This window comes from Rossellomorea sp. GQ25, assembly GCF_059758515.1.
Window position 1 is genome coordinate 766,293 of the sequence record NZ_JCAXEQ010000002.1, and the last position, 13,185, is coordinate 779,477.

The 13,185-nt window shown below is 38.2% G+C and carries 10 protein-coding genes; 5 read left to right on the plus strand and 5 right to left on the minus strand.

The annotated features are described in order from the left end of the window. Window positions 1-7 precede the first annotated feature (7 nt). Together AC6CIB_RS09630 and AC6CIB_RS09635 are read right to left on the minus strand one after the other, a co-directional pair. A complete protein-coding gene (locus tag AC6CIB_RS09630) occupies window positions 8-1,402 on the minus strand; it encodes an aminotransferase family protein (RefSeq protein ID WP_498280035.1) in 1,395 nt (464 codons plus the stop codon). An 81-nt stretch (window positions 1,403-1,483) separates the two neighbouring features. Beyond that, window positions 1,484-2,722: a M20 family metallo-hydrolase gene (locus AC6CIB_RS09635; protein WP_498280037.1), complete on the minus strand. Its 1,239-nt coding sequence runs from the start codon at window positions 2,720-2,722 to the stop codon at window positions 1,484-1,486. Window positions 2,723-2,908: 186 nt separating this feature from the next. Between AC6CIB_RS09635 and AC6CIB_RS09640 the strand changes: the two genes are divergently transcribed. The 5 genes from AC6CIB_RS09640 (at window position 2,909) to ald (ending at window position 9,982) form a co-directional block, all read left to right on the plus strand. Then, window positions 2,909-4,297: a sigma-54 interaction domain-containing protein gene (locus AC6CIB_RS09640; RefSeq protein ID WP_498280039.1), complete on the plus strand. Its 1,389-nt coding sequence runs from the start codon at window positions 2,909-2,911 to the stop codon at window positions 4,295-4,297. A 255-nt stretch (window positions 4,298-4,552) separates the two neighbouring features. Continuing rightward, a complete protein-coding gene (aguA, locus tag AC6CIB_RS09645) occupies window positions 4,553-5,650 on the plus strand; it encodes an agmatine deiminase (RefSeq protein ID WP_498280041.1) in 1,098 nt (365 codons plus the stop codon). A 341-nt stretch (window positions 5,651-5,991) separates the two neighbouring features. Next, window positions 5,992-7,305 (plus strand): aminotransferase family protein, encoded by a 1,314-nt coding sequence (locus tag AC6CIB_RS09650; RefSeq protein ID WP_498280043.1) that lies wholly within the window; start codon window positions 5,992-5,994, stop codon window positions 7,303-7,305. Between the two features lie 78 nt (window positions 7,306-7,383). Next, window positions 7,384-8,808: an aldehyde dehydrogenase family protein gene (locus AC6CIB_RS09655; protein ID WP_498280045.1), complete on the plus strand. Its 1,425-nt coding sequence runs from the start codon at window positions 7,384-7,386 to the stop codon at window positions 8,806-8,808. A gap of 40 nt (window positions 8,809-8,848) precedes the next feature. Then, window positions 8,849-9,982 carry an alanine dehydrogenase gene (ald, locus tag AC6CIB_RS09660; protein WP_498280047.1) on the plus strand — a complete coding sequence of 378 codons (1,134 nt, stop codon included), beginning with the start codon at window positions 8,849-8,851 and terminating at the stop codon, window positions 9,980-9,982. Window positions 9,983-10,042: 60 nt separating this feature from the next. Here the strand turns inward: ald and AC6CIB_RS09665 are convergent, their stop codons facing one another. From AC6CIB_RS09665 to AC6CIB_RS09675, 3 genes are all read right to left on the minus strand, one after another. Next, the gene (locus AC6CIB_RS09665; RefSeq protein ID WP_498280559.1) at window positions 10,043-10,195 is read right to left on the minus strand and encodes a MerR family DNA-binding transcriptional regulator; all 153 of its coding nucleotides are present in this window, start codon (window positions 10,193-10,195) and stop codon (window positions 10,043-10,045) included. A gap of 439 nt (window positions 10,196-10,634) precedes the next feature. After that, window positions 10,635-11,633 carry a class I SAM-dependent methyltransferase gene (locus AC6CIB_RS09670; RefSeq protein ID WP_498280049.1) on the minus strand — a complete coding sequence of 333 codons (999 nt, stop codon included), beginning with the start codon at window positions 11,631-11,633 and terminating at the stop codon, window positions 10,635-10,637. Further along, window positions 11,630-12,946 (minus strand): FAD-dependent oxidoreductase, encoded by a 1,317-nt coding sequence (locus tag AC6CIB_RS09675; protein WP_498280051.1) that lies wholly within the window; start codon window positions 12,944-12,946, stop codon window positions 11,630-11,632. The genes AC6CIB_RS09670 and AC6CIB_RS09675 overlap by 4 nt, the downstream gene beginning before the upstream one ends. Window positions 12,947-13,185: the final 239 nt, after the last annotated feature.

Genomic DNA, 13,185 nt, shown 5'->3' on the forward strand with positions numbered 1-13,185 from the left:
TTTTCACTTACAGTTTTTTTGAAAACGCAGCTAGTGAGTCATCTACAATATGAATAATACGTTCTAACTCATCCTTCGTAATGATAAGAGGGGGAGCAATCGCTACAATATTCATTCCTGGCTCAAAATCAAATGGTCTGATTAGTAATCCTCTTTGATAACATTCATCAACAAGGGAAACAGATGCTTTTACAGATTCATCAAATGGAATGTTTGCTTCAGGATCTTTCATTAAATCAAATCCAGCTAATAAGCCCTTGACCCTTGATTTTGTAACGAAATCATATTTACCCTCTAAATAGTGAAGTGCTTTTTCTAATTCGTGTCCCATTTGTTTCGCATTTTCAACAAGACCATCCCGCTCTAAAATTTCAATATTTTTCAAACCGACTGCACAAGCCGTTGGGTGTCCACTGTAGGTAAATCCATGTGCTAGCATCCCATCAAATTGCGTAATCACATCTCTAATATTTTCACGTATTACTACGCCACCAAGCTGAGCATACCCACTTGTAATCCCTTTAGCAATAGACATAAAGTCAGGAACAATATTCCAATGATCAACACCAAACATTTTTCCAGTACGACCAAAACCACAGATAACTTCATCGGCAATGAGATGAATATCGTTTTCATCACAAAGTTTTCTAATTGCTTGTAGGTATTCTTCTGGTGGAATATGAACTCCGCCCGCTCCTTGAATAGGTTCGACAATAATAGCAGCAATTTTATCTTTTCCTTCTTTTTCGACAATGCTTCTTATACTGCCTTCGTACTCCGGATGGCTTTTGTCACCGAGTTCGCATTCGGTAACATGTGCTTTTGCGTTTACAATGTCAGGGTCAATTGAACCAGAAAAATTACGATACACATCAATTCCTGTTGCTCTTTGTGCTGCCACAGTTACACCGTGATATCCTCTTCTTAATGAAATGATCTTTTTCTTTTCCTTATATCCTTGTAACTGCCAATAAAATCTTGATAGCTTGAATGCTGTGTCATTTGACTCCGAACCACCAGAAGTAAAGAAAACGGTATTTAAATCTCCTGGTGTTAGAGCTGCTATTTTTTCAGCTAAGCGGACAGTGGGTTCATTGGCATATCCGTAGAAAGTTGAAGCATACGCAATATCTGTCATTTGTTTATAAGATGCATCTGCCAACTCCTTATTTCCGTGTCCTAGATTCACATTCCAAAGCATCGATACACCATCGATATAAGTGTTACCTTTCATATCATAAAGATTGATCCCTTTCCCACCCGTGAAAATAATTTTTGGCCCAAATTTAACTTGAGCTTTTGGATTGGTAGATGGGTGAAGAAGATGTTTACGATCAAGTTCTGATAATTCAGTAGCAAGGGATTCGAGATTATTCTTTTCAACAATTTGGTTTTGACTCATATATATCAATCACTCCTAAGTTATATTTTTCATGTGAAATATGATTCATAAGTGTTAATTTAATGGTAGAATTATAGGAATTTACTTCGTATTGGCCAATCTATTAAGAACATATAGAAGAACGTTTGCTCCTCTTTCAATATCATCATCTAACGTAAGTTCCTTTTCATTATGGCTAATTCCGTTAATACTTGGCAGAAAAATCATTCCTGTATCCGTAATTTTATTCATATATTTTGCATCATGGCCAGGCCCACTAAATAGTCTTAGAGACGAGTAACCTTTCTTATCTGCTCCTTCTTCTATTGCCTCAATCACAACGGACGAAAATTCAACAGCATCAGAGTGCCAATCCGTTGTAATTGTTACCTCGACGTTATTCATTAATGCAATTGTACTTAACTGCTCTTTTAGTCTTTCAATGGCCTCAAATCTAATTTCATTATCCTTGTGCCGTATATCAATCGTAAATTCTACTTCTCCAGGTATTACATTTGAAACATTAGGTTTAACATTCACCATACCTACGGTTGTTTTTAACCCATCAAATTCTTTCGTCAGCTCATTCACTTTTGAAATCATTTTGGATGAAGGTACTAAAGCATCTCTTCGATTTTCCATCGGTGTTGGCCCGGCGTGGTTTGTCTCGCCAGTTACTATAACATTTAACCAACTCATGCCTTGAATTCCTTCCACAATTCCGATTGACTTGTTTTGGGACTCTAAAATAGGACCCTGCTCTACATGGAGTTCAATGAAATACTTTACATCTTTTGATCGATTCTTTTCATCCCCCATGTAATCAATAGTCTTTAATGCATCTTTGTAAAAAACATTAGCTTTATCCTTTCTGTTGTATATGAAATCTTTTGTGAATTCTCCTGCAATTCCGCCTGAACCAAGCATTGGAGGTGCAAAACGAGCACCTTCTTCATTAGTAAAGTTAATAATTTCGATTGGGTAATGGGTTTCAATATTATTTTCATTTAATACCCGGATGGCCTCTAATGCTGTTAAAACTCCAAGAATTCCGTCATAACGCCCCCCGCAAGGTTGGGTATCTAAGTGAGAACCCACAGCTATAACGGGTCCATTATTGATTTTCCCCTTTCTTCTTCCATAAATATTTCCAAAGTCGTCTACCCGAACTTCTAATCCTTCTTCATGTAGCCATTTTTTAAAAATGTCTCTCATGGTTTTATCCTCTTCGGTTAAGGCAAGACGATTAAGTCCTCCATTTTTAGAAGATCCAATCGAAGAGCTTATGTTAATTGATTCGAGTAAACGTTTTCTATTTACCTCTAACAGTAATGATTCCATTATGCTCCCTCCTCAATATTAACTCATGCAAGTTGCATGCCAAGAAAACAATCGGGTAAAAACCTACCAGATCATGGACTTTTAGTCTGAAAATTAGTACTATATAAACAATTGTGAATCGGTTTCGAATTATATTGAAGCGATTTCGATTCATTTTGGTTAGGAAACTCACAAGGGGGGAGTTAAGTGGGGAAGAAGTTTTTTGAAGACCGACATTTTTATCATATTTTTAACAAGTTAAAAGACGGAATTTTCATAGCAGATAATAATGGAGTGGCTTTATGGGTTAATGATACGAGTACAAAACAGCAAGGTGCACCACGATCTAAGATAATAGGAAGATCGGTAACGGAGCTAGAGAATAATGGTATGTTTACTCCTTCTGTAACAAAGATTGTATTAGAAAAAAAAGAGACTGTTACAAAGGTACAAGTATCAAAAGGGAGGCAATATATAGCAACGGGATATTTAGTGAATATTGAAGAAGATAACACTGAATATGTATTAGTACATGTAAAGGATGTCACAGAGACTGTAAAAAACTCTCTTAAGCTAGAACAAGCAGAAACACTTCTTCAAAAATATTGGGAGCAACTCCAACAAATAAAGCGAAAACAAAATATAAAAGATGACCATCAATTCGTTATTGGTAAAAGTAAGCAGCATGAGGAAATGCTCGATTTAATTAGTAGGGTTGCTACTGTAGACGCAACCATCCTATTAAACGGCGAGACTGGTGTAGGAAAAAGTATGATTGCAAGGGAAATTCATCAAAGAAGTAATCGAGCTGAAAAGCCTTTTATCCAGATTAATTGCGGGGCAATCCCTGAAACGTTATTGGAGTCTGAATTGTTTGGCTATAAAAAAGGCGCGTTTACTGGGGCAAATAACAGCGGAAAAGTTGGATTAGTTGAAAAAGCAAATGGTGGGACACTTTTTTTAGATGAAATTGGAGAACTTCCATTGACACTTCAACCGAAGCTTCTTCAATTAGTTCAAAATAAATCCTTTATTCCCATTGGCTCAACTGAACTAAAAAAGGTAGATATTCGAATTATAACGGCTACCAATCAAAATCTCTTGCAAATGGTTGAAGAAAAACGTTTCCGTGAGGATTTATATTACCGAATTAATGTTGTTTCTATTCATATCCCCGCACTGAGGGAAAGAAAAGATGATATTATTCCCTTAGTCTTCTATTACTTTGAATTATTTAAGACCAAGTACGGAAAGCCATCGGTTTTAAGTCAAGAATTACTTGATTATTTACAAAATTACAGTTGGCCAGGGAATATTCGTGAATTAGAAAATATGGTAGAGAGACTTATTGTTACTGCAAAATCAAACGTTATTGGGAAAGCAGCTCTTTCAAATAAAGTATTGGAAGAAATTGAACATAAGGAAAGCCTATACTTTCATTTAAATGGGCAAAGTCTACCGAATTATTTAGAAAAAATTGAAAAAGAAATCATATTTGAAGCTCAAAAGAAACATAAATCTACGCGGAAAGCTGCACAATCATTAGGGTTAACACAATCCTCTTTCATGAGAAGAATTAAAAAGTACAACCTTTAAAATTACAATTTTGACTCGATATCGGTTCAATTTAATCTTGAAATTTGCTTACTTAATGGTTATCCAGTTATAGAAAAACCGAAGATTGTATCGGAAATTTGAATTCCTAAGTGGGTTGAAATATATGGCACAAAAATTGCATGAAGTTTAATAGATCCTATCCAAGGAGGAAACTTTTGATAACAGTAATTAACAGATTGCAATTTTAATCAACTAACCTTTCGATAGGAATTATTAAGACAAGGGGGATCAGATATGGTTTTCACCATAAGTAGTACACCAAAAAAAGATGGGTTTAGAATGCCTGGAGAATTTGAAGAACATAAGGGGACGTGGATGCTTTGGCCAACGCGAACCGATACTTGGAGATCCGGCGCAAAGCCGGCTCAAAGAGTATATATTGAGGTTGCTAAGGTAATTTCTCAATTCGAACAAGTTACCATGTGTGTCAAGGCGGAGCAATATGAAAACGCACGTGCTCTATTACCAGATAATATACGCATCGTTGAAGTTTCATCTAATGATGCTTGGATGCGTGATATTGGGCCTACCTTTGTTAAAAATGATAAAGGTGAAGTTCGGGGTGTCGATTGGGGATTTAATGCTTGGGGAGGGTTAGAGGAAGGATTATATTTCCCGTGGGATTTGGACCTACTTGTAAAACGAAAAGTAATGGACATTGAGCAGGTAAGTCGATATGATGCCACGGATTTCATTATTGAAGGTGGAGCTATTACCGTAGACGGGGAAGGAACACTAATTACAACAGAGCAGTGTGTTTTAAACTCCAATCGAAATAAAAATCTATCAAAAGAAGAAGTTGAAGAAAAACTAATTGAATATTTAAATGTAGAAAAAATTATCTGGATAAAAGACGGTTTAGTTGGTGATGAAACTGACGGTCATATTGACGAAGTTGTCTTTTTTGTTAAGCCAGGTGAGGTAGCGATTGGTTGGACAGATGACCCAGGTCACCCACAATACGCTGTACTTCAAGATGCATATAAACGATTGGAAGAGGCAACGGATGCCAAAGGAAGAAAGTTGAAGATTAATAAGATACAAATGCCAGAACAAATTTCCTTGAGTGAAGCTGAAAGTATGGAAATTGATTATTCTAGATATAGTTACGACCGTTCACCTGACGTAACATTTATCTCAACTTATGTAAATTGTTATCTATGTAACGGGGGAGTTGTATTACCTACGTTTAATGATCCTCAGGATGAAAAAGCTGTTGCAACTTTTAAAAAAATGTTCCCAGATCGAAAAATTGTCACGGTTAACACGCGTGAAATTTCAGTTGGTGGGGGAAACATCCATTGTATCACTCAACAGCAACCTTTACCGTAATATCGATGTCGTATAGTAAGGATTCGCAACAGTTGGGTTTTGCTAAAAACTAGCTGTATTTTATATAGTCACGCTGTTAAAGAACATTATTGATGTTATTTAGCTAAGTGAATAGAGGGGTTGAAAGATGGCGATAAAGAGCACCAATTTTTCGGAAGGTGCTCAACTCCCAAATTGATCAACAATCTATTTATCTAAAAAGCAGATTACAAAATTGGCATGAATCTTGCATTGTTTATTGGTGTAAACAAATATTTATTTGGAAAGGAAGGTACTTGTAAAAAACATAGTCAAACTCTAAAGGTTTTCATTTAAATTTATGAGATAACGAGGTGAGTATCATGAGTGAAAGTAGAATTTCACTTCAAGAATTGGCAAATCTTGATAAGAAACATTTTTTACATCCAACCTCTCCAATTCAACAACAACAACAACAAGGTCCAGCGTTTATTTTCACTAAGGGTGAGGGTGTACATCTTGAAGATGTAGACGGAAAAAGAGTGATTGATGGGATGTCCTCTCTTTGGAATGTGAATATTGGACATGGTAGAAAAGAATTAGGGCAAGTAGCGATGGAACAAATGAATAAGTTAGCTTTTAGTTCTTGTTTCGCAACATTCAGTAATGAGCCTGCTATTCGGCTAGCGGCAAAAATGGCTGAGATAGCTCCGGGTGATTTAAATACGACCTTTTTTACATCTGGAGGATCAGAAGCGAACGATACTGCCTACAAACTTGCCAGGCATTATTGGATTTTAAAAGGAAAAACCGAAAAAAAGAAGATAATATCCCGGAAAAGATCCTATCATGGAGTTGCAATGGGAGCAACGAGTGCAACGGGTCTTAAACCGTTTAGAGACTTCACAAATTCATTAGCACCAGATTTTTATTATACAGAAAATTTATCTGCTCAATCATTACGTGATTTGGTTGAAGCAGAAGGACCTGAGACAATTGCTGCTTTTGTTGCAGAGACTGTGCAAGGTGCTGGGGGAGTTCATATTGCACCTGAAAATTACTTTAAAAAGGTAAGAGAAGTGTGTGATCTCTACGATATTTTATTTATTACAGATGAAGTCATTACTGGATTTGGTAGAACAGGAAAAACATTTGGAATCGAACACTATAGTGTTACCCCAGATATGATGTGTTTTGCAAAAGGAGTGACAAGTGGATACGCCCAACTTGGCGGGGTTGTTTTATCAAAATCTATGTTTGAAGAGTTTAAGGAATTGTCAGTTGGAACCCTTTTGCATGGTTATACCTATAGTGGTCATCCGATGGCATGTGCTGTAGCCTTAAAAAATATTGAAATAATAGAGAATGAAAACTTAGTAGAGAATGCAAAAAATATGGGGGAGGAAATGCTAAAAGGCTTTAAATGGATCCAAGGGGAAAGAAAACTTGTTGGCGAAGTTAGAGGTCTCGGTTTAATGGGGGCTGTAGAGATTGAAAGTAATCTGTATTCTCAAGGTCCATTATCTCCAATGATTGTAAATGAGGCTGCAAAACAAGGACTTATTTGTAGATCCGTTGTGTTCGATGATATGGATACGCTGGTATTTGCACCGCCATTAACAATTAATAAACAAGAGATAGATAGATTAATTGAAATTCTTCATAATTCTATTTATGCAATTGAACAAAGGTTATAAGTAATTGTTATTTTTTAATCGTATCTTTTCTATACTAATAACGTTCTGGAGAGTGCTGATATTAAGGAGGTTAATTTTGTGATAAAAAAGCAATTGTTTATCAATGGGGAGTGGTATGAAGCAAAGAATCATACCCCACTTTTCTCTCCATATACTGGGGAGTTGATTGCAAAGGTCCCAGAAGCAACTGTGGAAGAGGTAGATTTAGCTATAGAGGCTGCCTATCAAGCAAGAAATACGATGGAAGAAATGCCAAGCCATCAACGTGCTAAGATTCTTGAAAGTCTTGCTAACTTACTTGAGGAACGTGCAGATGAAGCTGCTATCCTTATTTCTAAAGAATCTGCCAAACCTCTTAAAGATGCAAAAGGAGAAGTAGCAAGAACGGTACAAACATATAAATTCGCAGCTGAGGAAGCAAAAAGATTAAATGGAGAAACAGTCCCAATGGATGCTGCTCCGGGTGGTGAAGGGAGATTAGCTTATACTTTAAAAGTACCACTTGGGGTGGTTGGCGCCATAACACCTTTTAACTTTCCTATGAATCTAGTTGCGCATAAGGTTGGTCCTGCAATCGCTACTGGAAATACAGTCGTCTTAAAACCAGCAGGTCAAACCCCTCTTTCCGCCTATTTTCTTGCCGAACTTTTACAGGAGGCGGGATTACCACCGGGGTGCCTTAATGTGGTAACTGGGAGTGGTTCTGTAGTCGGTGGGAAGCTTGTCAAAGATGACCGAGTGAAGAAAATTTCCTTTACAGGGAGCCCAAAAGTAGGTATTAGTATCCGGAACCAAGCAAAGTTAAAGCCTGTTACTCTTGAGTTAGGATCTAATGCAGCAGTTATTATCGATAAACATGTTGACATTGAGAAAATCGTTCCACGCTGTATTACGGGAGCATTTAGTTCCCAAGGCCAAGTATGTATTTCTCTTCAAAGGATTTATGTTCATAAAGATTGCTATGATCGTTTCGTAGAAAGATTTGTGAAAGCAACTAGAGGTCTTAAAGTAGGCGACCCATTAAATCCTCATACAGATGTTTCGGCATTAATAAATCGTAAGGAAGTAGATCGAACACTCGCATGGATTGATGAAGCGAAACAAAAAGGAGCAATAGTTGCTGAAGGTGGTACAAGTGAGGGAAGTATTTTACATCCAACAGTCTTACTAGAAGTAGAAAAATCAGCAAAAGTTTCTTGTCAGGAAGTTTTTGCTCCAATTGTTTTAATAAATAAAGTTGAATCTGTTGAGGAAGCGATTGATTTAGTAAACGATTCACGCTATGGACTTCAGGCAGGCATCTATACGGAAAGCGTTCATACAGCTATGCATGCTTCTAAGAAATTACATGTCGGAGGAGTATTGATAAATGATATTCCAACCTTCCGAGTTGACCATATGCCCTACGGTGGTGTCAAGGAAAGTGGAGTTGGGAGAGAAGGAATCAAGTACGCAATGGAAGACATGACAGAGCTTAAATTAGTAATCTTTAATAATAATTAACTTTTAAATTTAAGAAAAAGATTAAAGGGAGGAAATTCAAATGATTATTGGTATTCCAAAAGAGATTAAAAATAATGAAAATCGAGTTGCACTTACTCCTGCTGGTGCTTTAAGTCTTATAAAAGCAGGACATCAGGTAATCATTGAATCCGGGGCAGGGCTTGGTAGTGGATTTGAGGATGAGTCCTATCGTGAAGTAGGAGCCTCTATCCAGACGGATGTATCGAAAGTTTGGTCGGAAGTGGAGATGGTTATGAAAGTTAAGGAACCAATTTCTAGTGAATACCAATACTTCCGAAAGGGGCTTATCCTGTTCACTTACTTACATCTGGCAGCAGAACCTAAACTCGCAAAGGCACTTGTAGAAAAAGAAGTCACAGCGATTGCCTATGAAACAGTTCAAGTAGGAAGGACATTACCTTTACTAACACCGATGAGTGAAGTAGCCGGACGGATGTCTGCTCAAATTGGAGCACAATTTCTTGAAAAACCAAAAGGTGGAAAAGGGATTCTTCTTGGAGGGGTACCTGGTGTAAGACGTGGAAAGGTAACTGTAATTGGCGGTGGAGTTGTTGGGACAAACGCGGCAAAAATTGCAATGGGTTTAGGCGCAGATGTAACTATTATCGATTTAAGTCCAGATCGTTTACGTCAGCTTGATGATATTTTTGGCGATCGTATCCAGACGCTAATGTCAAATCCATTAAACATTGCTGAGGCAGTTAAAGAATCTGATTTAGTAATCGGTGCTGTATTAATACCTGGGGCTAAGGCACCAAAACTTGTAACAGAAGAAATGATCAAATCTATGAGCCCAGGATCAGTTGTTGTTGATGTTGCAATTGACCAAGGTGGTACTATTGAAACAGCTGATAAAATCACCACTCATGATAATCCTACTTATACAAAATATGGGGTTGTCCATTATGCTGTTGCAAATATGCCAGGTGCTGTTGCTCGTACATCCACAATAGCACTTACAAATGTAACGGTACCTTATGCATTACAGATTGCAAATAAAGGTGTTAAAAAGGCAATTGCAGATAGTGATGCACTCGAGTTAGGATTAAATACAGCTAACGGTGCTATCACATACAAAGTTGTTGCAAGGGATCTTGGTTGTGATTATTTACCTCCAAAAGAGGCTTTAGCCAAAATTAAAACTTTAGTTTAATTCAAAGTAGAATAAAACCTCCTTACCTTCATTTAATAACAGGCTTAGGAGGTTCTTATTTTAAGTGGAAAATCTATGGTGGGACCTGTAATTACTTGTCGAATCTACAGAAACGGGTTTAAACAAACCGATTTTGTCGTAATATAGCAGAGTCTGAATAGAAATATTATTTAATTTATCAACTTCCCCTATTGAATAAAGCTTAAAAAGCATAATTAAATGCAATATTCAACTGACTTAGGCGTGTTTGATGCAGATGGCATAATGTTAAACACTATAGGAACTGTTCAAAGGTTTTGATGTTTAAGGTTATTTTAAATATGATAACCGTATTCTATTAAAAGGGTAGTTTAATTGGAATGTCAGTACAAACATTCTATCGTTAAGCTTTTATCTTCCTAGTGATCCTGAATGTCGTCATAAAATTGATGGAACAAATAAATAAGATAAGAGTTTAGTTCAAAACGATCTTTATAAGTAAAATTAGACAACGTTAAATTCCTTTTTTCCGTCACTACTTTTCCTCCTTTTAATTTCCGTTGTCTTTTAAGGATTACCAAATTATTATTCGCCACTTATATTATCGACTAAGGATATAACGACACAAATCGACACAACCCTCCACACGCCCAAACAAAAAAACCAAGCCCCGCTACAAGGATCCGTTCTTCCTAAAAATCATCACATACCATCCGCCTTCTTTCACGATCGGTTCGTCGGACTCCACTTTGAAATTTGTTTTACCGGCCAATGCCTCCATCTCCTTCTGCGACGGAATCGGATACAGGTTCTGGAAGGTCATAAAGAAGCTGTTGAAGGCACTGGAAAACTGCTTACCATGCTTTGATTTCTGCATCGGGGTCAGAACAAAGAACAAGCCTTCTTTTTCAAGCCACGACGATGCTTTTTCAAAGAATTGCAGGCGCTCAGACGGATCGATATAGTGAAAGAGATTATTGGCCATGATCATGTCAAAAAGCAGTTCAGGCTCATATTCATGGAGGTCCTTACAAAGGATAGCAATATTTTCAAAACCACTAAGCGATTCTTCTGCAGCCTTTGCGACGGCTTCATGAATCTCGATCCCTACCATTCTCTTATCAGGATAGCGATCTCCTATTCTCTTCACATACCCGCCTTCACCACAGCCTAGATCCAATATAGAATTCACATTGTATTTTTTAATCGCCTTCTGTACCTTTGGAAAGGCAAAGCGCTCTAACAGAATCGACGTTTTCGCTACAGTAGAACCATGTACATCAGAGTTGAAATGCTGCTTCGTTTGATTACGCAATAATTGTGGATACGACAACAAGGCCGGGATGTGCAGCTCCATCATTTCTTTCAACAAAATGCCTGATGAATGCGGGTCCCTCTTTGATGTCGGCAGCTTCCAGCGGTTCCTCGTTGTGACTTTCCCATCATCCAGCCGCTTCATATGCTTGATGGTGATTCCGACCTCTACCCACTGTTCAAGGAGGTCCATTTCGATGTTTTTTTCAAGCGCCACTTCCTGAATGGAGGCAGGCTTTGTAAAACTATCAAACAGATTCATTTCATACCCTACATAGGCATGCCAGCTGTACAGAAAGGGCACATTCTTTTTCATCCATGTTCTTGCCCGCCATACTTTCACCATTTCTCCGATCATAGTAGTGCCTCCTTTCCTTTCCAAGGATAATCTTGGATTTCCGTAAATTTAGTGTTTGATTTCTCTTCTTCTGTCAACGAATCCTTTCTGATTGGGAGCACTCCCCCCTGGACCATCCGGTCGTATAGGGTTTCTCTCCACATGCCGAGACCGGATATGTTCAGCATCTGCTTGTAATGGGAGATCGAATCCCTCTCCATGCGCTGAAGGCTCTTATTTCGCAGCCAGCCAACCGGGCGATAAGGATACGAATAAACGAGGGCCGATAAATGACTGAGATGCATTTGATGGGCAACCCTTCTTTTCCGCACCTTTGGGTACCACTCCAGATTAGCCGGATCTACTTTACCGGCCGAATACATATCACACAACAATTCTCCAAGAATGCTCCCATCCTGTATGGCCATATTCATTCCTTCTCCTGCCATGGGGTGAACCGTGTGAACCGCATCTCCAATCAGGGCAAGATGGTCCTTCACATACGTTTCCGCATGATATTTCAGGGGCACCATCAGCTGGATTTTCTTCCAGTCCTCTATTTGGTTCACATACCCTTCCAGATCCGGGCACATTTGAATATAGAGCTTATGAAATTCTGAAATCGGTTTTTTTCGAAGAGTCTTGTATTCCCCCGCTGGAATGAGATAAACGGATCGTACTTCATCGTTTGGTAACGGGAATAGACCCAAGAATGATTGATATGTAGAAATGATACGTCCCTTCACCATTTCCTTGGGCCTTGGAAATGTCACCGTTAAGAAATGATGGTTGTACTTTTTTTCCTTCACATCCACTTCCATATAGTCACGGGTGACAGAGCTTCTTCCTTCTGCCCCGATAATGAAATCACTAAGAATCTCTTGAGCCTCTTTCGTTTCGCGATCCTCGATGATCACTTTATGAGCGTCTATTTTCTTACAAACTGTATTCGATCGATAATGAAAGGAAGGATACTCCTGACCTTTTTCTCGTAGAAGCTCCTTTAACGTTTCATGATGGATCATTAATGAATAGGAATATCGACTGGGTAGAATCGAGTAGCTCATCGTGGAATTCTTCGCTTTTGATTTCTCACTTTTCAATTCAATGAGTTCCAAATCGGATATGATATGGCCGTTTTCGAATACGGAGTCAATGACCCCCAATGAATCAAATATTTCCAAGCTTTTGGGCTGGAGGAGCTCTCCCTTGTATACGGAGCTCGGACCTGGTAACCGTTCCACAATCGTTACGTCTATATTGCACTGTGCTAATTTCAAGCCGAGTGTCAGGCCGCCAATTCCTCCACCACTAATAAAGACGTTCGTCTTCATTTCTTTCACCTCTTTCTCTCTCTTTAACCTTTTCCCAAGATGTTGAAACGTGGCGATGTGCTCCAATCCAATCGCCATGAGTAGACAAGTTCTTAAGAATGAAAAGAGAAATACGAAATTTGTAGAACGTACTATTTCCCGGAAAATATCAGCGATCTCAGCTTTTAACCACTCCCACTATTTACAGTTTTTGTCGGATGATTTCCCTTAGTTAAATCGACAATAGCTGGGAAAATAAA

Excerpts from the sequence above, each read along its gene's own strand:
- AC6CIB_RS09650 (WP_498280043.1), top strand. The coding sequence starts at position 5,992 with ATGAGTGAAAGTAGAATTTCACTTCAAGAATTGGCAAATCTTGATAAG.
- AC6CIB_RS09630 (WP_498280035.1), bottom strand. The coding sequence starts at position 1,402 with ATGAGTCAAAACCAAATTGTTGAAAAGAATAATCTCGAATCCCTTGCT.
- ald (WP_498280047.1), top strand. The coding sequence starts at position 8,849 with ATGATTATTGGTATTCCAAAAGAGATTAAAAATAATGAAAATCGAGTT.
- aguA (WP_498280041.1), top strand. The coding sequence starts at position 4,553 with ATGGTTTTCACCATAAGTAGTACACCAAAAAAAGATGGGTTTAGAATG.
- AC6CIB_RS09670 (WP_498280049.1), bottom strand. The coding sequence starts at position 11,633 with ATGATCGGAGAAATGGTGAAAGTATGGCGGGCAAGAACATGGATGAAA.
- AC6CIB_RS09665 (WP_498280559.1), bottom strand. The coding sequence starts at position 10,195 with ATGCTTTTTAAGCTTTATTCAATAGGGGAAGTTGATAAATTAAATAAT.
- AC6CIB_RS09635 (WP_498280037.1), bottom strand. The coding sequence starts at position 2,722 with ATGGAATCATTACTGTTAGAGGTAAATAGAAAACGTTTACTCGAATCA.
- AC6CIB_RS09675 (WP_498280051.1), bottom strand. The coding sequence starts at position 12,946 with ATGAAGACGAACGTCTTTATTAGTGGTGGAGGAATTGGCGGCCTGACA.